The 19,523-nt window shown below is 66.6% G+C and carries 23 protein-coding genes; 9 read left to right on the forward strand and 14 right to left on the reverse strand.

What is annotated here, in order from left to right; genetic code table 11:
• Positions 1 to 16 precede the first annotated feature (16 nt).
• Positions 17 to 1,312: a cobyrinic acid a,c-diamide synthase gene (locus tag HACJB3_RS12490; RefSeq protein ID WP_008415888.1), complete on the reverse strand. Its 1,296-nt coding sequence runs from the start codon at positions 1,310 to 1,312 to the stop codon at positions 17 to 19.
• 93 nt (positions 1,313 to 1,405) lie between these two features.
• On the opposite strand from HACJB3_RS12490, the gene HACJB3_RS12495 reads away from it, so the two are divergent.
• A complete protein-coding gene (locus HACJB3_RS12495; RefSeq protein ID WP_008415890.1) occupies positions 1,406 to 1,834 on the forward strand; it encodes a DUF6735 family protein in 429 nt (142 codons plus the stop codon).
• Positions 1,835 to 1,874: 40 nt separating this feature from the next.
• Positions 1,875 to 2,603 (forward strand): endonuclease NucS, encoded by a 729-nt coding sequence (gene nucS / locus HACJB3_RS12500; protein ID WP_008415892.1) that lies wholly within the window; start codon positions 1,875 to 1,877, stop codon positions 2,601 to 2,603.
• Here nucS and mutS read toward each other — a convergent pair.
• Positions 2,600 to 5,248: a DNA mismatch repair protein MutS gene (gene mutS, locus HACJB3_RS12505; RefSeq protein WP_008415893.1), complete on the reverse strand. Its 2,649-nt coding sequence runs from the start codon at positions 5,246 to 5,248 to the stop codon at positions 2,600 to 2,602. The two genes, nucS and mutS, sit on opposite strands and share 4 nt — an antisense overlap.
• 91 nt (positions 5,249 to 5,339) lie before the next feature.
• On the opposite strand from mutS, the gene HACJB3_RS12510 reads away from it, so the two are divergent.
• Positions 5,340 to 5,678, forward strand: a complete 339-nt coding sequence (locus tag HACJB3_RS12510) for a thioredoxin family protein (protein ID WP_008415894.1) — start codon at positions 5,340 to 5,342, stop codon at positions 5,676 to 5,678.
• Positions 5,679 to 5,762: 84 nt separating this feature from the next.
• Positions 5,763 to 6,287 (forward strand): small multi-drug export protein, encoded by a 525-nt coding sequence (locus HACJB3_RS12515; protein WP_008415895.1) that lies wholly within the window; start codon positions 5,763 to 5,765, stop codon positions 6,285 to 6,287.
• 1 nt (position 6,288) lies between these two features.
• On the opposite strand, the gene HACJB3_RS12520 is transcribed toward HACJB3_RS12515, so the two are convergent.
• The gene (locus HACJB3_RS12520) at positions 6,289 to 6,924 is read right to left on the reverse strand and encodes a DsbA family oxidoreductase (protein ID WP_008415896.1); all 636 of its coding nucleotides are present in this window, start codon (positions 6,922 to 6,924) and stop codon (positions 6,289 to 6,291) included.
• Between the two features lie 53 nt (positions 6,925 to 6,977).
• The gene (gene pth2 / locus HACJB3_RS12525; protein WP_008415897.1) at positions 6,978 to 7,316 is read right to left on the reverse strand and encodes a peptidyl-tRNA hydrolase Pth2; all 339 of its coding nucleotides are present in this window, start codon (positions 7,314 to 7,316) and stop codon (positions 6,978 to 6,980) included.
• A gap of 82 nt (positions 7,317 to 7,398) precedes the next feature.
• Between pth2 and dcd the strand changes: the two genes are divergently transcribed.
• The 3 genes from dcd to HACJB3_RS12540 are packed head-to-tail and all read left to right on the forward strand — an operon-like array spanning position 7,399 to position 9,604.
• Positions 7,399 to 8,058 carry a dCTP deaminase gene (gene dcd / locus HACJB3_RS12530; RefSeq protein WP_008415898.1) on the forward strand — a complete coding sequence of 220 codons (660 nt, stop codon included), beginning with the start codon at positions 7,399 to 7,401 and terminating at the stop codon, positions 8,056 to 8,058.
• The gene (locus HACJB3_RS12535; protein ID WP_008415899.1) at positions 8,055 to 8,957 is read left to right on the forward strand and encodes a thiamine-phosphate synthase family protein; all 903 of its coding nucleotides are present in this window, start codon (positions 8,055 to 8,057) and stop codon (positions 8,955 to 8,957) included. Before dcd ends, HACJB3_RS12535 begins: the two co-directional genes overlap by 4 nt.
• Positions 8,954 to 9,604: a class I SAM-dependent methyltransferase gene (locus HACJB3_RS12540; protein WP_008415900.1), complete on the forward strand. Its 651-nt coding sequence runs from the start codon at positions 8,954 to 8,956 to the stop codon at positions 9,602 to 9,604. Before HACJB3_RS12535 ends, HACJB3_RS12540 begins: the two co-directional genes overlap by 4 nt.
• Here the strand turns inward: HACJB3_RS12540 and HACJB3_RS12545 are convergent.
• The 4 genes from HACJB3_RS12545 to HACJB3_RS12555 form a co-directional block, all read right to left on the reverse strand.
• Complete coding sequence (locus HACJB3_RS12545) at positions 9,572 to 9,994, reverse strand: acyl-CoA thioesterase (protein WP_008415901.1); 423 nt, start codon at positions 9,992 to 9,994, stop codon at positions 9,572 to 9,574. The genes HACJB3_RS12540 and HACJB3_RS12545 overlap by 33 nt on opposite strands.
• Before the next feature lie 77 nt (positions 9,995 to 10,071).
• Positions 10,072 to 10,227 (reverse strand): hypothetical protein, encoded by a 156-nt coding sequence (locus HACJB3_RS20255; protein WP_008415902.1) that lies wholly within the window; start codon positions 10,225 to 10,227, stop codon positions 10,072 to 10,074.
• A 395-nt stretch (positions 10,228 to 10,622) separates the two neighbouring features.
• Positions 10,623 to 11,564: a sulfide-dependent adenosine diphosphate thiazole synthase gene (locus HACJB3_RS12550; RefSeq protein ID WP_008415903.1), complete on the reverse strand. Its 942-nt coding sequence runs from the start codon at positions 11,562 to 11,564 to the stop codon at positions 10,623 to 10,625.
• Between the two features lie 73 nt (positions 11,565 to 11,637).
• Positions 11,638 to 12,207: a hypothetical protein gene (locus HACJB3_RS12555; protein ID WP_008415905.1), complete on the reverse strand. Its 570-nt coding sequence runs from the start codon at positions 12,205 to 12,207 to the stop codon at positions 11,638 to 11,640.
• Positions 12,208 to 12,273: 66 nt separating this feature from the next.
• On the opposite strand from HACJB3_RS12555, the gene HACJB3_RS12560 reads away from it, so the two are divergent.
• Together HACJB3_RS12560 and HACJB3_RS12565 are read left to right on the forward strand one after the other, a co-directional pair.
• Positions 12,274 to 12,711 carry an FxLYD domain-containing protein gene (locus tag HACJB3_RS12560; RefSeq protein WP_008415906.1) on the forward strand — a complete coding sequence of 146 codons (438 nt, stop codon included), beginning with the start codon at positions 12,274 to 12,276 and terminating at the stop codon, positions 12,709 to 12,711.
• Entirely contained in the window at positions 12,712 to 14,223 is a 1,512-nt protein-coding gene (locus tag HACJB3_RS12565; RefSeq protein WP_008415909.1) for a flippase, read from the forward strand.
• On the opposite strand, the gene HACJB3_RS12570 is transcribed toward HACJB3_RS12565, so the two are convergent.
• The 6 genes from HACJB3_RS12570 to HACJB3_RS12595 all read right to left on the reverse strand — a co-directional run bounded on the left by HACJB3_RS12570 (position 14,180) and on the right by HACJB3_RS12595 (position 19,522).
• On the reverse strand, positions 14,180 to 14,950 hold the full coding sequence (locus HACJB3_RS12570; RefSeq protein WP_008415911.1) for a 4-phosphopantoate--beta-alanine ligase: 771 nt from the start codon (positions 14,948 to 14,950) through the stop codon (positions 14,180 to 14,182). The two genes, HACJB3_RS12565 and HACJB3_RS12570, sit on opposite strands and share 44 nt — an antisense overlap.
• A gap of 20 nt (positions 14,951 to 14,970) precedes the next feature.
• A complete protein-coding gene (locus tag HACJB3_RS12575) occupies positions 14,971 to 15,864 on the reverse strand; it encodes a pantoate kinase (RefSeq protein ID WP_008415912.1) in 894 nt (297 codons plus the stop codon).
• A 31-nt stretch (positions 15,865 to 15,895) separates the two neighbouring features.
• Positions 15,896 to 16,702, reverse strand: coding sequence for a hypothetical protein (locus tag HACJB3_RS12580; protein ID WP_008415914.1), 807 nt, complete (start codon positions 16,700 to 16,702; stop codon positions 15,896 to 15,898).
• A gap of 242 nt (positions 16,703 to 16,944) precedes the next feature.
• Positions 16,945 to 17,544 carry a hypothetical protein gene (locus tag HACJB3_RS12585; protein ID WP_008415915.1) on the reverse strand — a complete coding sequence of 200 codons (600 nt, stop codon included), beginning with the start codon at positions 17,542 to 17,544 and terminating at the stop codon, positions 16,945 to 16,947.
• A gap of 182 nt (positions 17,545 to 17,726) precedes the next feature.
• On the reverse strand, positions 17,727 to 19,025 hold the full coding sequence (gene aspS, locus HACJB3_RS12590; protein WP_008415916.1) for an aspartate--tRNA(Asn) ligase: 1,299 nt from the start codon (positions 19,023 to 19,025) through the stop codon (positions 17,727 to 17,729).
• Positions 19,026 to 19,096: 71 nt separating this feature from the next.
• A complete protein-coding gene (locus HACJB3_RS12595; RefSeq protein ID WP_008415918.1) occupies positions 19,097 to 19,522 on the reverse strand; it encodes a GtrA family protein in 426 nt (141 codons plus the stop codon).
• Position 19,523: the final 1 nt, after the last annotated feature.

The raw sequence follows: 19,523 nt of genomic DNA on the forward strand, positions 1-19,523 counted from the left end.
GGGCGGATAAACCCTCTCAGAGCGCCTCGCAGAAACGGTCGAACGCGCCGCTCTCGGCGTGGACGTGCGTGTAGGTCCCCAGCGTACGATATTCGCTCAGTCCGTCGTGCTCGCCGTCGATGCCCGCGCCGCGCTCGACGTCGAAGGCGAAGCGAGCATCCGAGCCCACCGCGGCGCTGGAGTAGTGAAACTCGTGGCCCCGAAGGGACTCGTCTTTTCGCGCAGAAAGGGTGTCCTCGCGCGCCCGGAGTTCGACGTGGTCGAGCGCCTGATACCGCTCGCACATCTCGATGTCGGCGGGGAGGACGCCGGCCATGTCGTAGCGCTCGCCCTCGACGGTCGTCAGGGACTCGGCGAGCGCCATCAGCCCGCCACACACCCCGAGGACGGCAAGCCCCTCGCTCGCCCGCTCGGCGAGGGTTTCGAGGGCGGGGCTGTCGGCGAGCGCGGCAGCGTGCAGTTCGGGGTAGCCCCCGGGAAGGTAGACGCCGTCACACTCGGGGAGCGCGTCGCCCCGGATGGGCGAGAAGGGGACGACCTCGGCGCGTTCCTGCAGGCGCTCGATGGTCGCGGGATACCGAAAGCAGAAGGCGCCGTCGCGGGCGACCGCGACCCGTGTTCCGGTAGCTGGACGGGGTTCGGCGGGATCGGGTCGCGGCGGTGCGCGTGCGAGGGCCGCGAGCGCATCCGCGTCGAGGTGAGCGGCGGCCTCGTCGAGGATCGAGAGGTCGATCGGGGACTCCCCACCCATGTGGAGCCCGAGGTGGCGCTCGGGGATTTCGAGCCCGTCGAGGGGCGGGATCCGGCCGAAATACGACAGCGAGTCGGGCAGCGCCTCGCGGATCCCCCGCTCGTGGCGCCCGCCGTGGGCCCGCCCGGCGATGATCCCGACCACGTCGATATCGACCCCGGCATGGGCGGCGTATTCTCGAAAGCCGAGTGCGCTCGCTGCGACGCTCTCCATGCCCGCGCTCGCATCGCAGACGAGGACGACGGGCAAGTCGAGCAGCTCGGCGACGCGTGCAGTGCTCGTCTCGCCGTCGTACAGCCCCATCATCCCCTCGACAATACAGATATCGCCCTCGCCGCGGTAGTAGTTCCGGCGCATTCCCGCCTCGCCACAGAGCCACGGGTCGAGCGTGCGCGAGGCGCGTCCGGCGACTGCGGTGTGGTGGCTCGGGTCGATGAAGTCGGGGCCACCTTTTGCCGGTTGGACGGTGTAGCCCGCCGCCGAAAGGGCTCGGATCGCCGTGAGCGTCGCGACGGTCTTGCCGACGCCCGAGGCGGTCCCCGCGATGACGAATCCCTTCATGGCGGGCGTACGCGATCCGGTAGCATCAACGCCACGGGACCCGACGCACTCGCTTCGCGTAGGTTTATACGCGATGGCGGATCCAGAGGGCGCGTGGCCCGCAGAACCCTCCTCGCAAGAGCGCTCGATAACGGTTCGTACGTACTCACAGAGCGGCGCGAACCCGCCGCGGACGGCGACGAGCCGGTGGCGACGGCTCTCTCGCGGCGCGCGGTCTTCGAGTTCGCGGAGTTCGGGGTCCATGACGCAGTCGTCGTTCGCGAGGAGACGGAGACGACCTACGTCGTACTGCCCTTCTCGATACCGACGGCCGATTCCCTATCTCCCACGGGCGGGGCCTGTATCGCGCTCAGACCCGAAGCGGGGCTGAGCGAGGACTACCTCCGGGGCTGGGCCCACGCGATGAAGGGTGCGCTCGGCGACGCGATCGAAGCAGGCCTGCTCGACGAACGAGCCGCGACAGTGTATTTCGAGGGGCGAATCCAGCGGTTCGCCGACGCGACGGAGGTGATTGTCCCGTAGTGGGGCGTGGTTTTTATCCGCCGAGCCGGTAGGGAGCACAGTGACAGCGACCGAGGAGGGGAGTGCGCTCTCGGAGCCGACCAGCGAGGAGGCCTGTGACCGGCTGGCAGGAGCGATCGAACGGGGCGCGCTGGCGACGCTCTTTGGCGAGTGTACCGTCGCGTACGACGGGCGAGCGGCGAGCGAACTGGGCCCGGGAAAGCGCCACGTGATGTGCAAACCCGACGGGACGGTCCTCGTCCACACCGACGAGGGACAGAAGCCGATCAACTGGCAGCCGCCGGGCAGCGACCAGTCCGTCCGGATCGAAGACGGGCGTCTCGTCCTGCATAGTCAGCGCTCGAATCCCGACGAGGAACTCGTGGTGCGGTTCACTAATATCGATCAGCTCGCGGTCTTCGAAACGGGCGAAACGAGTACGAGCCTCTCGGTGACGGGCACCGAGGCGGAGATGAAACAACGCATCCTAGAGGAGCCGGAGCTGATCGAACCCGGCTTCCGGCCGCTCGCGACCGAGCGAACCACCCCGGCGGGGGCGGTCGATATCTTCGGCGAGGACGGGAAGGGACGGGTCGTGATCCTCGAACTGAAGCGCCGGCGGGTCGGCCCGGACGCCGTCGGCCAGCTGAACCGCTACGTCGAGGCACTCGAGCGCGACCTCCATGCCGGCGTCGAGATCAGAGGCGTTCTCGTTGCACCCTCGATCACGGATCGGGTCCGCCGGCTGCTCGCGACCAACGGGTTAGAGTTCGTTGCGCTCGCGCCCTAATCCTCGTTGGCCTCGTGTTTCAGCCGGTCGAGCGTCGTCAGCGCCTCGATGGGCGTCATGTTCGCGACGTCGAGCGCGCGCAGCGCCTCCGTGAGCTCCCCGTCGGCCGACGAAGGGGCGGGACCGCCAGAAGAAGGGTTGTCGTCGGAATCGGGGTTCGGCAGGGTACGGGAACCAACGATCGTTTCGCCGCCGTCGGTCGCGTTCTCCGGGGAACCCTCCGCAACGAGCGCACGCGACCGCTCGACGACACGGTCAGGAACGCCCGCGGCACGGGCGACCTCGATCCCGTAGGAAGCGGTCGCGGCCCCCCGCGAGACGTCGTGGCGGAATGTGACGCCGTCGTCGGTCTGGGTCGCCGCGAAGTGGAGGTTGAAGCCGCCCGCAAGCGCGTCGGCGAGCTCGGTGAGCTCGTGGTGGTGGGTCGCAAAGAGCGTCAATGCGCCCACCTCGCTGTGGACGTACTCGGTGATGGCGCGGGCGATCGCCAGCCCGTCGGCGGTGCTGGTTCCCCGTCCGACCTCGTCAAGCAGGACCAGCGAGCGCTCGCTGGCTCCCCTGAGAATGGTCGCGAGCTCGCTCATCTCGACCATGAAGGTAGAGCGCCCGCCGGCGATGTCGTCGCTCGCGCCGACGCGGGTGAAGACCCGGTCGACGATCCCGATACGGGCCCGGCTCGCGGGCACGAAACTCCCGATCTGTGCGAGGATCGTGATCAGCGCGATCTGGCGCATGTACGTCGATTTCCCGCTCATGTTCGGGCCCGTCAGCACCGCGAGGCGTTCGTCGGGCGTGAGCTCGGCCCCGTTGGGAACGAACGACTCCTGGGTCCGCTCGACGACCGGGTGGCGTCCGCCCTCGATGGCGATCCCCGGCTCCTCGTCGATCTCGGGGCGGGCGTAGCCGTACTTCGCGGCGACCGCCGCAAGCGAGACCAGCACGTCGAGGGTCGCAAGCGTCTCGGCGACCGCTTGTACCCGTTCGGACTCGCCGGCGACTTCTTGGCGTACCTCGACGAACAGCTCGTACTCGAGGTCGTCGGCCCGTTCCTCGGCGGTGATGATCTCGTCCTCTCGCTGTTTGAGCTCGGGCGTATAGAAGCGCTCCGAGTTCTTGAGCGTCTGTCTGCGGGTGTAGTTCTCAGGTACCCTCTCCAGATTGGGGTTCGTGACCTCGATGTAGTAGCCATGCACTTGGTTGAACCCGACCTTCAACGAGTCGACCCCGGTGCGCTCGCGTTCCCGGGCTTCGAGCGAGTCGATCCATTCCTTGCCCTCGCGTTCGGTCTCGCGAAGGCCGTCGAGATCGGCGTCGTAACCCGGCGCGATAACGTCGCCCTCGGTGATCTCGATCGGCGGGCTCTCCGCGATTGCCCGGTCGATCAGCTCCCGCACCCCTTCGAGTTCGTCGAGCCCCTCCCGGAGCTCGTGGAGGGTGTCGCTTTCGACGCCCGCCATCGCCGCACGAATCTCCGGAACCCTGTCGAGGGTGTCCTTCAGCGCGCGCAGGTCGCGGGCGTTCGCCCGCCCGCGCGAAACCCGTGCGATCAGGCGCTCGATGTCATACACGTCGCTCAGCAGGTCGTGGACCGTTTCCCGTGGTCCCACGAGCGTCGTCCACTCGGAGACGGCGTCCAGCCGGGCCTCGATCCGAGCGCGATCGAGCAGGGGCCGGCGCAGCCAGTCGGTGAGCTTCCGTCGGCCGAGCGCGCAGGCGGTCTCGTCGAGAACCCCCAAGATCGTGTGTTCGCTATCGCCGCCGACCGCACGCGGCTCGAACAGTTCGAGGCTCCTGAATGCGACCCGGTCGAGTAGCATGTACTCGCGGGGTTCGTAGCGGGTGAGGTGGTTGAGGTAGTCCAGACGGCCGTCCTGCCCCCCGCGGGCGTATTCGGCATACGAGAGCAACGCGCCACAGGCGCGGATCTCGGCGTCGCTCGCCAGTCGCTTTTCAGGAGTGCCGAAGTACGAATCGAGCAGCTCGCGGGCCCCTTCGAGGGCGAACCTAGAGGGGTCGTACGGCGTGACCATACAATCGCTATCGAACCCGTCGAACCCCTCCAGCCCGGGGCCGACGATCGCCTCCGCGGGGGCGAAGCGGCTGATCTCGTCCCTGATCGTCTCCTCCGATATGGCGCCCGTAGCGACGAAATCGCCCGTCGAAACGTCGAGGAACGCCAGCCCGTACTCCCGTTCGTCCCCACTCTCGTCCTCGGCGAGCGCCGCGACGTAGTTGTTGTCTTCGCTTCTAAGCAGTTCGGCTTCGGTGAGCGTGCCGGGTGTAACGATTCTCGTCACCGCGCGGTCGACCACGCCGCTCGCCTCCTCTGGGTCCTGGACCTGGTCCGCGACCGCGACCCGAAAGCCCGCATCCAGCAGCGTCTCGATGTAGGATTCGGCGCTGTCGATGGGGATCCCCGCCATCGGGTACGTTCCAGTACTGTCCTCGCGTTTGGTCAGCGTGATCTCCAACAGCCGGGCCGAAACCTCGGCGGCCTCACAGAACGTCTCGTAGAAGTCCCCTACCTGAAAGAGCACCAGCGACTCGTCGTAGCGCTCACAGAGGTCACAGTACTGGCGCATCATCGGCGTCAGCTCCCCGTGGCGCTCTTTCATCTTCGCGGGTGCGCCGAGCGCCCGTTCCATAGCAGTGGATGGCCCTCCGCGTGGAAATACCCCTCGGAATCGGACTCTCGTACGGCGATTCGCCTAACCGGATCGAACTCATAGGGAGCCCATGACCGCTTCGCAGAAACCGATCCGCGCGGAGACCGGCGAGGAGCTCGGCGCGCTGGTCGCCGAATACGACGTCGTCCTCGCGGAGTTCTACACCAAGGGCTGTACGCTCTGTCGGTCGATCGAGCCTGTACTCGGAACTGTCGCGCGAGCCACCGACGCCCGCGTCGTCATGCTCAACCCGGAGACGGACCTCTCGCTGGTCGAGACCTACGACATCAGGAGCGTCCCGACGCTGATCCTATTCGAGAACGGTGAGCGGGTAGGACGAGTAGCGAAGGGGTTCCAGGGCGCCGAGGAGATCCTCGGGTTCATCGAAGGAAACACGGGTGATCGATAGGGGCTAAAGCCGGCGGGCCCTCAGTCGACGACGATGCGAGTTATCTCGACCCTGAGCCGTCGGTCCCCCTCGTGGGTCGCAGCCATGGCCGTACTAACTACCCTACTAGCCGTTGAACCGGCTGCCGCGCGCTCGGCGACCGACCTGTTCGTCGAGTCGGGCGGACCACTAGGGTACGCGCTGGTCTTCCTGTTCGCCGCGATCCCGTGGTTCGAGATCTTCCTCGTGATCCCGCTCGGGATCGGCCTCGGGATGAACGTCGTCGGCGTCGCCGTCTTCGCTTTCCTCGGGAACGCCCTGTCGGTCTACGCAGTCATCGCCTTCCACGACCGGGCGCGGGCCTGGTGGATGAGGCGCCGTAAGACGGAGACGGAGCCGCGCGAGCGGGCCAGAGGGCGGGCGCGGGCCATCTGGGACCGCTACGGGCTGGCCGGACTCGCGCTCTCCTCGCCGCTGGTCACGGGAGTGCACCTCGCGGCGCTCATCGCGCTCGCGACCGGATCGAAAAAGCGGGCCGTCGGCGCGTGGCTGACCGCGAGCATCGCCCTCTGGACCGTAGTCCTGACCGCCGCCTCCTACTACGGTTTCGGGTTCGTCGCGGGGCTGTGAGTCAGGCGCCCTCGACGAGCCGTTCTAACTGTTCGGGCGGGACCGCACCGCGGGCAGCATACCCCCCGTAGGCGAACGTCGGCACGCCGGTCACGCCCTGCTCGCGGGCCGCGGTAAAGCGCTCGGCGAGGCGCGCACGAAGGTCTTCGTCCTCGCTGGCGGCGAGGACTTCCTCGGGATCGAGCCCCACGCTCTCGATGACGTCCGAAAGCACCTCGCGATCGCCGATGTCACGGCCTTCTTTCCAGAGTGCGGCGTAGATCGCCCCGTCGAGGTCGGCCCACCGCTCGGGACGGATCTCCTTGACGGTCAGCGAGGCGGCCTGTGCGGGCAGGGAATCGACCTCGGTCGCGATCTCCTGGGCCATCTCGACGCCGTAGCGCTCCTGGAGCCGGCGGACGTTTTCCCTGGCTTGCTCGAAGTACTCCTCGTCCTTCCCATCAGGGACGCCGTGGTCGATCTCCCCGTCGGGGCCGCGTTTCCCGCTTCGGAGGTCGAAGGGCTGCCAGTCGATCTCGACGGGTTCCTCTCGAGTTTCCTGATACCGGGCAAGGGACTGGCGGCCGAGATAACAGAATGGACAGACGTAATCGGCGTAGATCGTGAGCCGCTCGTCGGGGGAGTCGGAATCGGCCATACCGGCGGTTCGGTGTCGAGCCGGTAAAGCGGCCGGGTCGCGGCGACCCGCGATCAGAACAGCGAGAGGTGTCCCGTCACGCGATCGACCCGGTCGTCGGCGGCGGGCCCGACCGCCAGGGCCGTCACCGTCCCGGATTCGAGTTGGGTGTGGCCCGCGTCGCGGATCACCGCGTGGGGGACCCCCTCTCGCTCCGCGCGGTCCGCGAGCTCGAAGATCTCCTGTTCGCCCGACGCCTTCAGCACCACCTTCTTCTGGCCGCTGCCTTTCCACTCCTTCCATGCGCCCGAGTCGGTGTCCTCGTAGGCCGATAGTGCGGCGTGTGCGACCTGTGCGGCCAGCTTTCCCTGTCCCATACCGATGTCCGTGCGCGCGACGATCGCCTGTTTCATACCCCAACTGGCCCGGCGAGGGTTATAGCGGTGGCTACTCGCTATCGAGAAGGTTTACACCCTCTCGTGCGATCGTTCGGGTATGATCCTCTCGGACGCCGATATCCTCCGCCGTCTCGAAGCGGGCGATCTGGTGATCGAGCCACTCGATGACCCCGATCTCCAGATCCAGCCCGCGAGCGTTGACCTACGGCTCGGTCGCGAATTTTTGGAATTTCAGCGCGCGAACATTCCCTGTATCCATCCAGGCAGCGAGCGCGAAGTCTCCGAGTACGTCTCCGAAACCATCATCGACGAGGGCGAGGAGTTCGTGCTTCATCCCGGCGACTTCGTGCTCGGCACCACGAAAGAGCGCGTCGAGATCCCCCCGGACCTCTTGGCGAACGTCGAAGGACGGTCCTCGCTGGGCCGGCTTGCGATCGTGGTCCACGCGACTGCGGGGCTCTGCGATCCGGGGTATCGCGGACAGATCACGCTCGAACTCTCGAACCTGGGCACCGCGCCCGTCGCGCTCACGCCGGGGATGCGCATCTCCCAACTGGTGTTCACCGAGATGAAAAACGCCGCCGAGCGGCCCTACGGCTCGGGCCGGGGCTCGAAATACCAGGACCAGCAGGGCCCCCAAGCGTCGAGAATACAGGGCGATCACGAGTTCGGCGGCGATCAACGGGATGCCGAGCGCACCGAGGACGGACATGATTCGCCGAGCGGATCGACCGGGTCCGGGGGCGAACGACGATGAAGTTCATCGAGGAGGTCGTCGTCGAGGAGTTCCTCCCGACCGTCCGGTCGATGCTCGCCGAGGACTTACGCGAGCGGGGGTTGACCCAGAGCGAGGTCGCGGCGATGTTGGGGATCAGTCAGAGTGCCGTCTCGAAATACGCCCACGGTGAGGTCGCCCGCAACGAGGTAGTTCTCGGGGACGAACGGGTTACGGACCTCGTCTCTCGCGTCGGCGAGGGGCTCTCGACGGGCGATATGAGCCGGGTACAGGCGCTCATCGAGGCCGAAGTACTGATCCGTCGGCTCGAAACCCGCGGGGACCTCCTTGCGACGCTCCACGAGGAGTCGATGCCCGAACTCGCCGATCACGAGGGGGAGTTCCGGATCCACGACCCCGAAAGCGAGCTTCGGACCACCGAGCGCGTGCTCTCGTCGGTGCGCCGCGGGCTCAGAACCCTCGAAAACGCAAGCGGTTTTGCGGGGTTGATCCCCAACGTCGGGTCGAACCTCGTCGAATGCTCCCCTGATGCCGTGACGATCGACGACGTCGCGGGCGTTCCGGGGCGGATCTTCGACGTGAAGGGGCGGGCGACGATCCCCGGCGACCCCGAGTTCGGGGTCAGCGAACACGTCGCGAACGTGCTGCTGACCGCCCGCGAACACGGTAGCGAGGCGAGTGCGGCGCTGAACGTGCGCTACGACCCCTCGCTGTCGGCACTGCTCTCGGAGAACGGCCACACCGTCGTCGAGTTCGAGGGCGAGAAAGACCTCGACGAGGCGATCGCCGCCGCGCTCGATTCGGAACCCGATGCAACCGTCCTCGCTCAGACCGGCGGGTTCGGTATCGAGCCCGTGATCTACGTCCTCGGCGAGGACGCCCCCGCGGTGGCGGAAGCGATCAAACCCCTACTCCGATGAGCGCCGCCGACTTCTACACCCGGTGGGCCGACCTCTACGATCCGCTCTCCCGGCTGATCCCGGGGATCGCCGGTCTCCGGCGGAAAACGGCTGTGGCGCTCGACCTCGAACTCGGGGACGTAGTGGTCGAAATGGGCTGTGGAACGGGTGCGAACCTCGCCTCTCTCAGGGAGGAAGTCGGCCCGGAAGGAACGGTGATCGGCGTGGATGTCTCGGCGGGCGTCCTCGAACGCGCCCGCGAACACGTCACACGCGAGGGCTGGGAGAACGTCCACCTCGTCCGTGGAGACGCAACTGCGCCCCCCGTACAGCGAGCCGACGCCGTCGTCGCCACCTTCGTCATCGGGATGTTCTCCGATCCCGAACGTGTGGTCGAGGGGTGGTGTGAGTTCGTCGGGAGCGGGGGGACGGTTGCACTGCTCAACGCCACGCGGAGCCGCCGGGCGTACGGCCCGCTGGTCAACCTCCTCTTCCGGGCGTTCGTCTACGCCTCGACGCCGGGAAAGCGCCGGTTCGACGACCCCACTGAGGTGCTCGACCGGCGGGTCGCGGCGGGCCACAGGACCGTCGAACGTCGCTGTGAACGGACCGTCCACGACGATGGCGCGTTGGGATTAGTCCGTCTGACTGCCGGCCGCGTCCGCTAAGCCTTCGAACTCGGCGATGCGCTCGCGGAAGCGGTCGGGGATCGGACTCGGTTTCTCGGTTTCGGGGTCGAGGAACACCTGGATCGACTCGGCAGTCGCCACCCGCTCGCCGTCGGCGAGGACCTCGTAAGTCATCGGGAGGCTCGATCGGCCCATCTCGGGGACGTCGATCTCGACCGTGACGGACTGCTCCAGCAGGATCGGGCGCTCGTAGGAGAGTTCCAGCGAAGCGAGCACGCTCGGGACGGCGTCCAGTCCCGTTTCGAGCACCTGTTTGAAGTACTCGGTACGGGCCTGTTCGACGTAGGTCGCATACACGGCGTTGTTCACGTGGCCCATCGCGTCGATGTCCCGAAAGCGGACTTGGACGTCCGAGGAGAAGTTCCCCATTGTGTAGTCCAAAACGGATGGGCGAAATAACTCCCGCGATCCGTCCGGCTGTCCTGTGCGAACCTTCGATTCGCTGATCAGCGACGCCGAAAGGCCTCGACAACGAGAATCGAAGGGATGGCACCGACGAGGTAGCTGCTTACGACGACGGGGTCCGGTTCGAAAACAGCCATCCCGCTCCAGATCAGCGCTGCCGCGACGATGATGACGACGAGCCGTCCGGAAACCCCCATCGCACGGAACCACCGCCCGACGGCCCGAAACCCATCACGAGCCCGTTCACGAGAGCGCCGACGAGCACCCAGCACCACGCTACCGTTCCGGCTTCGACGAGGGCCGCCACAGGGATCAAAAGAACCATCAAGCAGAGAACGGCGTTGAACCACAGGCTCCCCACGTCGGACTCCGAGCCGGTGGTAGATGTCGCCATTGGGACACACTATGGGTGGAGCAACTATAATATTTCTGTAACTATCGACCGGCCAGCGGCTATATCGACTCTCAGCGAACCGGGAAAACAGTGGAACTGCGACGGCGCGATTCCGACGGAACGTCACTCGGCATCAAAGCCCTGGCGGGGATCATCGATCTCTGTGCGGCCGCTGTCGAAAGCGAGAACTATCGCCGCTCAATCGTCGCCCGAGGCTGCCGCGGCGGCCTGCCGGTCGGTCAGTTCGACCGGATCGGCGTCGATTTCGAGTTCGTTGAGGGCGGCCTGGGCGGCGCGCTTGCCCGAGAGCAACATCGCGCCGAACGTCGGGCCCATCCGCGGGAGGCCGTAGGTCGTTGCCGTAGCCATCCCGGTGACGATCAGCCCGTCGTGTGCCAGTCCGGTATGCTCGACGACGGCGTCCTCGCTTTGTCCGACCCACATCGAGTCGTGGCCCGGCGAGTCGTGGCCGGGCGCGCCGTAGGTGTCGTCGTCGGTCTGGTCCATCCCGCCCGCGCTCGCGGCGGCGTCGCCGATGCCCGGGGCGTCGAGCACACCCCGCTCGTGGAGCTTCTTGATCGCCATCGCGTCGTGTCCCGTCGCGTCGATCACCAGGTCCGCCTCGACCGCGATCGGGTCGACGCAGGTGATTTCTCTGGGGAGGGCGTGGACCGGCGTCCAGTTCATGACGATTCCCCCGACTCTGTGATCCTCGCGGATCACGATGTCGGTGAACTCCGTCATGTTCTGCATCTTCGCACCGGCGTCACACGCCGCCTTGATCAGCCCCGAACAGGCCTCGGGCCCGTTTGCGACGTAGAGCCCCTCGGTGTCGCTTGCGGGCTTGTACTCGACATCGAGGTCTTCTAGTACGTCTTGTGCGGGCTGGCGGACGGTGACCTTGTTCATTAGGAAGCCCCCGAGCCAGAACCCACCACCCAGGTAGTTGTTCTTCTCGACGACCATCGTCTTCACGCCCCGTTCGGCGAGTTCCTTCGCGGCCATCAGCCCCGAGGGGCCGCCTCCGACGATGATGACGTCCGAATCCGAGAAGTCCATGAACTCCTCGGTCCACTCCTGGCCGATCGCGCGCGTTACGTCCGCCTCGCCGACGTCGCTGAACCGTTCGTACTGGCTCATACAACTAAGTCATATTACCGAGTAGTTGAAAGACGTTGTGGTAGCTCTCAGGGAGGTGATACGACGTCGGTGACTACTCGACGCTTCGAAGGATGGCGAGCAGTTCCGCACGGTAAGCAACCGGATCGAGATCAATGGGAAGCCCCGAGACGGGGTAGGCCCCGCCCGCGACGCGGAACTCGCCCGAATGGGTCCAGACGCCGAACCACGCCTCGATGCCGGCGTCGACCCCGCCCGCCGCGAACCGGGCGGTGTACTTCGTGAGCCGAACACGGTCCCCCGAATCGGTTCGCACCCGCTGAGTCCGCCCGCGCTCGACGGCCTCGAACCCTCGGGCTTCGAGGTCGGCGACGAACGCCCGCCGGGCGTTCGAGAGTACCATCGGGAAGACGGCCATCGGTCCGATTCCCATCAGCGGCGGGTCGAACGTCAGTCGCGTCGCGAAGAAAAAGCGCCACGGTTGGTCGAGACCCCCGTCGGTCGCGTCTCGAACCGGCCCGCGAAGGTCGGCCCGCTCGTAGAGCGCGGTGTGGCCCTCGACGTCGAGCCCGGACATCGAGAACACCGTCTCGGTGGTTCGCCCGTCGAGGGTCCACTCGTCGAGGAGTTCGGAGGCCACCGTCGGAAAGGGATCGCCGGCCATAGCGGGCGTTCGGAGGCGATCGCATTAGTCGGTGTGTATATGCGTCCCGGACCCGTAACCGGGCCAATGCGCCGCCGGGAGCTACTCGTCTCGACGGTTCTCGCGTGTCTCGCCGGCTGTGTCGGTGGCAAGGACGGTTCCGGTACGCCCGAGGAGCCGAACGAATCGGGCGAACCGGCCGCTCCCGCCGGGGAACCCGACCGGCCGGAGGAAGGCGAACGCGTCGAGATCGTCGAGAGCGGACTGGTCCGACGGGACGTCGGCACCGACGAGGAGACCGTCTCAGTCAGGGGCGCGGTCGTCCCGCGGGCGGACGTGACGGTCAGCTACGTCGAGGTCCGGGCGAGCTTCTACGACATAGAAGGGGAGTTGCTGGATACGACGATCGAGCAGGTCGACATCGACGAGGGCGAGCGCTGGGAGTTCGAGGTCACGTATCCGGGCGTCGGCGACCGGGCCGCCGCAGTCGAGGACTACGAACTCGAGGTCGGCACCGAACTATAGATGAGCGGGGACGACTCGACGGCGACGATGGCCCGTGAGGGCTCGATCACCTTCCTCGGCAACGTCATCGGGAAGGTGTTCGGATTTTTCATGATCGCCGTCATCACCCGGCTGGTGAGCCCGTCGGTGTACGGCCTGTTCATCCTCGCGACCTCGATCATCCTGTTCCTCCAGGCGTTCGGGAACCTCGGGCTTCCGAAGGCGATCGACTACTTCGTCCCCCAGTACCTGAGCGACGGCGACCACGGGAAGGCTCGTGGGGTCATCGTCGTCGTGTTCGCGCTCGCGCTCGCGACCTCCGCGGTCGTCGCCGGACTGATCGTGCTTGGCGCGCGACCCATCGCCGACGCCTTCGGGGAACCCGCACTCGGGGTGGCGCTGCTCGTATTGAGCGTCACGATCCCGTTTCTCGCGATCTACAACGCCCTGCTCGCGAGTTTCAGCGCGATCAAGCGCCTGAAGTTCCGCGTCTACACGCGCGACGTCGTCCGGCCGACGGTTCGCCTCCTCGCCACCGCCGCGCTGTTGCTCGCGGGATACGGCCTGCTCGGGGTGGTCGGGGGCTACCTGATCGGACTGGTCGCCGCGATCCTCGCCGGCGCGTACTTCCTCCGGGAGAACGCCCCCCGTATCGTCAGCGCCGAGACGGCACGTGTCGCCTCCCGACCCCTGCTGTGGTACTCCGTGCCGCTGGCCTTTGCCGGCATCATCTACGTCTTCTTGGGTCAGGTCGACTACTTCGTCATCGGCTACTTCTACGGTTCGGAGGAGGTCGGCATCTACCGCGTGGGCTACGCGCTGGCGGCGAACCTGATGATCTTCTCGAGTTCGCTCGGGCCGATCTTCAAGCCGCTGATCGCAGAGACCAAGGCCGACCGCGCGGCGGTCAGGACGCGCTATCGGACCGCGACCCGCTGGATCGCGGGGTTGACCCTCCCGGTGGCGCTGGTCGTGGTCTTCGGCGCGAGCGCCTACCTCTCGGTCGTCTTCACCCCCCAGTACACGGTCGCGACCGCCGCGGTCGTGATCCTCGCGGTCGGGATCACCATCAGCGCCACCTGCGGGGGTCCCGACGGCGGCCTGCTACAGGGGCTCGGGTACTCGCGACTGGTCCTCTGTAACACCGCCGTCCTGGTGGCCGTCAACGTCGGCGTGAGCGTCCTACTGGTGCCCCGTATCGGCATCACCGGCGCGGCAATCGGGACCGCGAGCGCGCTCACGATAAACGGTCTGTTGGCCGTCGCCGAGGGCTATCGCTTTCACGACGTGCACCCGCTCACTCGGGACCTCGGTAAGGTCTTTCTCGCTGCGGTCCCCGCCGCCGTCGGCGCGAGCGCCGTCGTCACCCTCGTCGAGTCGCCGCTTTTCGTCGCGATCGCACTGCCGGTCGTCGTCCTCTCGCTGTACGTCGGCGCGCTCCATCTGACGAACGCCTTCACGGCCGAGGACGGCGAGATCGCCGCCCGGATCAGTCCTGCACTCCGTCGGGCGATCGCTCTGAGCCGCCGGTAGCATCCCGGATCGCCCGCTCGGCGGCCGCAAGCACCGCTTCGGGGTCGAACCCCGCGGTCAGGTCCTCCAGATCCGCGTCCGACCCGCGAAGCTCGCGGGCGTGGCGGGCGATGTTGGGTACCGCCCGGACGACGTTGTCGATGATTGGGACCGCCGCAACCTGCGCCGAACGCGAGAGAGGGTTGAGATCGATCACGATCTCGGTTTTGCCCATCGTCCCCAGCGCCGCCGCGCGGTCGCCGTCCTCGAGGGGGACGAGCACCACGTCGGCGTCGTAGATTCCGTCCGAATCGACCTTCGCGCGCTCGTGTGAGAGGTCGGGGATCCGCGCGTCGGCCCGTAGGCCCTTGACCTCGCTCGCACCGTGTTCGCGAAGGTGGTCTGCGATCGCCCGCACGCGCTCGGCGGTGCGTCCGAACAGGTTGACTTCGAGGTCCGCACCGACGGCCTCCGCGAGGTCGACGATCTCGCCGGGACACAGTGCGGCGACGTTACCGTTGACCGAGAGCACGGGATGGCGCGCCCGAAGGAGGTGGGCGGCCGCCACGCGGGCGGCGGCGTCGGCGCTCTCGGTGGTGCGTTCGCCGAGCAAGTAGTCGAAGGCCTCGCCCCGTCCCTGCGCGATCAGCCCCTGTTTGCTCGTGATCCCCTGCTCGACGCCCGCCTCGATCCGGTGGCGGGTCACCAGCGAGTCGTGGCGGGGGTGGTCGGCCGGAATGTCGGTCATACGCGTTCTCGACGAAGCAGTCACAAATCGCCTGCGTTGTTCGCCCGCGGCGGCCCCGAGGCACTCGGCGGCGGGGCCGCCCCCTCGAGAACGGTCGCTCCCGCGGCGTGGGTCCGACAGACCGACGGGTCGTAGCCCGCCTCGGAGAGCCCCGTTCCGAGCGCGAAGACGGTCTCGCCGAGCATCGCCATCGAGGCCTCGCCGCCGGCAGCCGAGACGTCCTCGATGGCCCCGCGAACCCGGTCGGTCAGCAGGTCCGCCTCGCGGGCGAACCGGCGGGAGGCGTACATGAACGTCGAAAGGGTCGGCTCCTCCGCGAGGATCGAGAGCGACTCGAGACCCGCGTCGGTCAGTCGGTCGGTGTCGCCCGAGAGCACCGACTCCGTCGAGAGGTCGCCGAAGGTCAGATACTCGATCCGAGTGCTCGCGGGGATCGCGTCGAGGCGATTGTGTGCGGGGCCACCGGGATCGAGCCGGATCGGGACGCCACCGCGGGCCTGCGCGACGACGTCACCAAGGCCGGTCCCCGAGCGGACCTCCGCGGCGTGGGCGATAGTGACGAGTTCGTTCGCAGAGAGTCGTCGGTCGAAGAGTTGATTGGCCGCGAACGCGGTCCCGAGCGCGAGCGCGCCCGAGGTTCCGAATCCCGCGCCCAGCGGGAGGTCGGTCGTCGCCTCGACATGAACGGAAATGGAGAGGGCGTCGAGTACGCGATCGACCGGTTCAACGACGATTTCGGTCCCGTCGAGGGTCGTCCGGGCCCGGGCGGCGGGCGTGGCGCGAACGGTCACGCCGTCGGTGAGCGTCACCCCTGCTCCCCGCGATCCCGCCTTCGAGGGGTCGTCGTCGGGGTGGCTACTGAAGAAACCGGTGACGTGTCCGGGGACGAACGCCGTCACCGCGTCGTCGTCCATGCCGGAAGTTCGCGAGCCCTTCGGTTAAGCCTTATACTCTCTCGCGCATGACGCGGGCGATCCGGTCGCTCGAGGTGCGCCCGATCGAGTGGACGGCTTGTGCGGTCGATTTGCCCGCTTCGGCGGCGACGTCCCACGCCACCCGCTGGACGTGTTCGGCGGGGTTTCGCGACCACCGGCCGGGGTGGACGAGCAGGTACAGGCGTTCACAACCCTCGGATTCGAGGCCCGCGATCAGGTCGTCGGTCGTCGAGATCCGTCCGAAGTCGCCCACGGTCGTCCCCCAGTCGCGCCCCGTATCCGAGACGTACGAGGGTTTGGTGGCGTCGTCGCTGGCGGTCTCGACCGAGAGATACGCTTCTGCCAGCAGGTCGTACTCCTCGATCGTGCGCTCCCCCCGCCACATGTCTAGGTTGTGATAGGGCGAGAGCGGACTCCCGTGGGGACAGATCGTCCGCACGTCGACGTGCTCGCGAAATCGTGCGAGGTTCTGCGTGAAGCGCTCGTGGGCCGCCTCGAAATCCCCGCGGGTCTTGACGTAGTCCTCGTAGTGATAGCCGACTTCGTGGCCCAACTCGGCGACCTCGCTGACGGTTTCGGGACTGAACGTCGAGGTCCGGAAGTAGTAGCTCGTGGGGATCTCGCGGGCGGCCTCGACACGGGCCATCGACCGGGCGGTGCTGACTTTCCGGTCGACGTCGTGGCGGATCACGATATGCGGGTCCTCGTGGTCGGTGTGCCTGACGTACTCCTCGAGCGTGTAGAACGTGTACCCGGCGTCGAGTGCGGCGTCCAGTAGCCGCCCGTAGTGATCGAACGTGAAATCACTGATGTTCATTCGGATTCTATATCTCACAACTACAGCCCCCGATATATATATGTGTTCACTAACTGATGATAACGAGTTCCTACCGGCCCAAACCAACAGACGTCACCGCGTTCCCCGATTCGAAATTAAGCCCACCCTACGGATATGTTAGGACATCTGTACGACGATAACGGCCCCAGTGGTTCCGTATTCGATCCGATTCGGCGGCCTCGAAAGGGGGATGACGACCGCAGGGGGTATCGACGGGCGAATCAGTAATCGAGCCAGTCGTCGCGCATCTCGCTGGTCTCCTCGGTGAGGTAGACCCGGGCCTCGGGATGTTGGTCGGCGTCCTGTACGAGCCCACCATCACGGCGATGGCGTTCGAGACGGTCTTTCGCCGTATCGCGATCGGCACCGTCGATAACGCTGATCGCGTCCAGCAACAGCGGTTCGGGAACGCCCGTCCCGATGCCGCCTTTCGGCGCGTCGGGTTCGGTATCCGTCGAGGCGGTGTCGTCCTCGATAACGGCGACGTACTCGCGGACATCGTCGCTGTCGCCGAGGCGGTCGTGCCAGCGCTGGGGAAAGAGACTGACTCGATCGTCCCCGACCCTGTAGTAGGCCTCGGCGTCGTGCCACCCCTCGCCCGTCGAGAGGGTGTCTTCGATGGACGAGCGAAGCTGTCCCTCTTTGAACGGAAGGCTGTCGTCCTCGGCGACTGCACGGTCGTAGGCGGCGAGCGTCTCGCGATCGAGACCGCGCCCGTCGGACCGGTGGTGGTGTTCGATGATGCGCAGTAGCTCCGAGGACGTGAGGGTCCCGCCGTACTGTCGCGCCTCCGCGAGCGCCTGCTGGTTCGGTTCGGCCATCGCTCGTCTATCGGGGCGAACGGCGAATAAAACCATTGCTGGCGATATGCGAGGTGCCACGGAAGGACGCCTCGTTCCCGCCGGCATCCCCACGCTATCACCGCCTTCGCCCGACGAACGCGATCGCTGACGGTCCGTAGAAACGGCACGGGATCGAAGCTCCCGCGAGCACCCGAGGGACCTTACGGCGAAAGCCGTTGGCGGTCCCTCGGAAACAGAACCGCCTCGCGGATGTTGCCCAGGTCGAGCATCGTCATCACGAGCCGCTCGACGCCGTAGGCCCAGCCGGCGTGCGGCGGCATCCCGTACTTGAACATCTTCGTGTAGTACTCGAACTGTGCGGGGTCGAGCCCCTGCTGTTCGAACCCCTCCACGAGGTGGTCGTAGCGGTGTTCGCGCTGCCCGCCCGAGACCAGTTCCATGCGCGGATGCATCAGGTCGAAGCCCTTCGAGAGCTCGCCGCCCTCGTGGTCCTGGATGTAGAAGGGCTTGATCTCGCTTGGCCAGTCAGTGACGAAGTAGTGCCCGCCGACGTCGTCGCCGAGGGCCTTCTCGCCCTCCGTGGGCAGGTCGTCGCCCCAGACGAGTTGCTCGTCGAGCTCGCCGGTGGCGTTGATGCGCTCGATTGCCTCCTCGTAGGTCAGGCGCGGGAACCCCTCGGCGGGCACCTCGAAGTCGTCGTAGCCGAGCGTCTCCAACTGGGCCTCGCAGTTCTCCGCGACGCCCTCGTACGCGGCCAGGAGGGTGCGCTCGCAGGCGTCCATCGCCTCCTCGTGGTCGATGAATGCGCTCTCGAAGTCGATCATCGTCGCCTCGTTCAGGTGCCGGGGCGTGTTGTGCTCCTCGGCCCGAAATATGGGACCGATCTCGAAGACCCGTTCGAGCCCGGAACCGACCATCAGCTGTTTGAACAGCTGCGGGCTCTGGTTCATGAAGGCCTCCTGTCCGAAGTAGGTGATCGGGAACAGCTCCGTGCCGCCTTCCGTTCCTGTGGCGACGATCTTCGGCGTGTTGATCTCCGTACAGCCGATCTCTCGGAAGCTCTCCCTGACTGCTCGGAGGACCTCCGCGCGGATCTCGAAGATGGCTTTGGTTTCCTCTTTTCGCAGATCCAGCGTCCGGTTGTCGAGTCGCGTCGAGAGTTCGGCATCGACCTTGCCCGAGGGATCGAGCGGGAGTTCGGGTTCGGCCGACGCGATCACGTCGAGTTCCTCGGGCGTGATCTCGACGCCCGTGGGCGCGCGTGGCTCCTCCTCGACCGCGCCGGTCACCGATATCACGCTCTCGCGCGCGAGGTCGAGTCCCGTCTCGACGATCTCGTCGTCCATCTCGTCTTTCTCGAACTTGATCTGGATCTTCCCGGATTTGTCCCGAAGGATGAGAAACGCGATGCCACCCAGATCGCGGACCTCGTGGACCCAGCCCGCGACCGTGGCGGTCTCGCCGGGTTCGGCCTCGGCGGTGTAGGTTCGGTTTTCCATACGGAGCGTTGAGCAAAGCGGGACTTAAGCCCGGCCATTTCGCTCATCCGGTCGGTCGACGGGGAGCCGATTCAGACGTCCCACGTCCAGCGCGCGTCGAGTACGTACCGGTAGACCCCGCTTATGAGGATGGCGATGATGTTCGCGATCAGGTACGCGATCCCAGACCACGTGACGATCCCGTAGAGGACGCCGAGTTGGATCGGGATCGCAGACCCCCGCACCAGGTTGGTCTTGATCAGACCGTGGAGGTACTCGCCCCAGCCCGTGTTCTTGACCGCCCGGAACGTCCAGAAGTTGTTGAGCGCGTACTGGAAGACGATCGTGATCTCGATGGCGATCGCCGCCGCGAGCAGGTAGTGGATGCCGGCGTACTCGACGAACCCGCCCAGTAGCAGCGTCTGGAGGCCCGCGGCCACCGCACCGACGATGGCGAAACGCCGGATTCGAACCGCAAAGCGTCCACCGACTGCCTGTCTGAGCAGTGCCCGAACCATT

Origin of the sequence: Halalkalicoccus jeotgali B3 (genome assembly GCF_000196895.1) — an archaeon.
GTDB classification, from domain to species: domain Archaea; phylum Halobacteriota; class Halobacteria; order Halobacteriales; family Halalkalicoccaceae; genus Halalkalicoccus; species Halalkalicoccus jeotgali.

Bases quoted from the DNA above. Each gene is read 5' to 3' on its own strand.
- HACJB3_RS12585 (WP_008415915.1), bottom strand. From the start codon at position 17,544: ATGGCCGAACCGAACCAGCAGGCGCTCGCGGAGGCGCGACAGTACGGC.
- HACJB3_RS12490 (WP_008415888.1), bottom strand. From the start codon at position 1,312: ATGAAGGGATTCGTCATCGCGGGGACCGCCTCGGGCGTCGGCAAGACC.
- HACJB3_RS12560 (WP_008415906.1), top strand. From the start codon at position 12,274: ATGCGCCGCCGGGAGCTACTCGTCTCGACGGTTCTCGCGTGTCTCGCC.
- HACJB3_RS12550 (WP_008415903.1), bottom strand. From the start codon at position 11,564: ATGAGCCAGTACGAACGGTTCAGCGACGTCGGCGAGGCGGACGTAACG.
- HACJB3_RS12520 (WP_008415896.1), bottom strand. From the start codon at position 6,924: ATGGCCGATTCCGACTCCCCCGACGAGCGGCTCACGATCTACGCCGAT.
- HACJB3_RS12570 (WP_008415911.1), bottom strand. From the start codon at position 14,950: ATGACCGACATTCCGGCCGACCACCCCCGCCACGACTCGCTGGTGACC.
- aspS (WP_008415916.1), bottom strand. From the start codon at position 19,025: ATGGAAAACCGAACCTACACCGCCGAGGCCGAACCCGGCGAGACCGCC.
- HACJB3_RS12545 (WP_008415901.1), bottom strand. From the start codon at position 9,994: ATGGGGAACTTCTCCTCGGACGTCCAAGTCCGCTTTCGGGACATCGAC.
- HACJB3_RS12580 (WP_008415914.1), bottom strand. From the start codon at position 16,702: ATGAACATCAGTGATTTCACGTTCGATCACTACGGGCGGCTACTGGAC.
- mutS (WP_008415893.1), bottom strand. From the start codon at position 5,248: ATGGAACGGGCGCTCGGCGCACCCGCGAAGATGAAAGAGCGCCACGGG.
- HACJB3_RS20255 (WP_008415902.1), bottom strand. From the start codon at position 10,227: ATGGGGGTTTCCGGACGGCTCGTCGTCATCATCGTCGCGGCAGCGCTG.
- HACJB3_RS12540 (WP_008415900.1), top strand. From the start codon at position 8,954: ATGAGCGCCGCCGACTTCTACACCCGGTGGGCCGACCTCTACGATCCG.
- HACJB3_RS12565 (WP_008415909.1), top strand. From the start codon at position 12,712: ATGAGCGGGGACGACTCGACGGCGACGATGGCCCGTGAGGGCTCGATC.
- HACJB3_RS12555 (WP_008415905.1), bottom strand. From the start codon at position 12,207: ATGGCCGGCGATCCCTTTCCGACGGTGGCCTCCGAACTCCTCGACGAG.
- HACJB3_RS12515 (WP_008415895.1), top strand. From the start codon at position 5,763: ATGGCCGTACTAACTACCCTACTAGCCGTTGAACCGGCTGCCGCGCGC.
- HACJB3_RS12575 (WP_008415912.1), bottom strand. From the start codon at position 15,864: ATGGACGACGACGCGGTGACGGCGTTCGTCCCCGGACACGTCACCGGT.
- HACJB3_RS12535 (WP_008415899.1), top strand. From the start codon at position 8,055: ATGAAGTTCATCGAGGAGGTCGTCGTCGAGGAGTTCCTCCCGACCGTC.
- HACJB3_RS12595 (WP_008415918.1), bottom strand. From the start codon at position 19,522: ATGGTTCGGGCACTGCTCAGACAGGCAGTCGGTGGACGCTTTGCGGTT.
- HACJB3_RS12510 (WP_008415894.1), top strand. From the start codon at position 5,340: ATGACCGCTTCGCAGAAACCGATCCGCGCGGAGACCGGCGAGGAGCTC.
- pth2 (WP_008415897.1), bottom strand. From the start codon at position 7,316: ATGAAACAGGCGATCGTCGCGCGCACGGACATCGGTATGGGACAGGGA.
- dcd (WP_008415898.1), top strand. From the start codon at position 7,399: ATGATCCTCTCGGACGCCGATATCCTCCGCCGTCTCGAAGCGGGCGAT.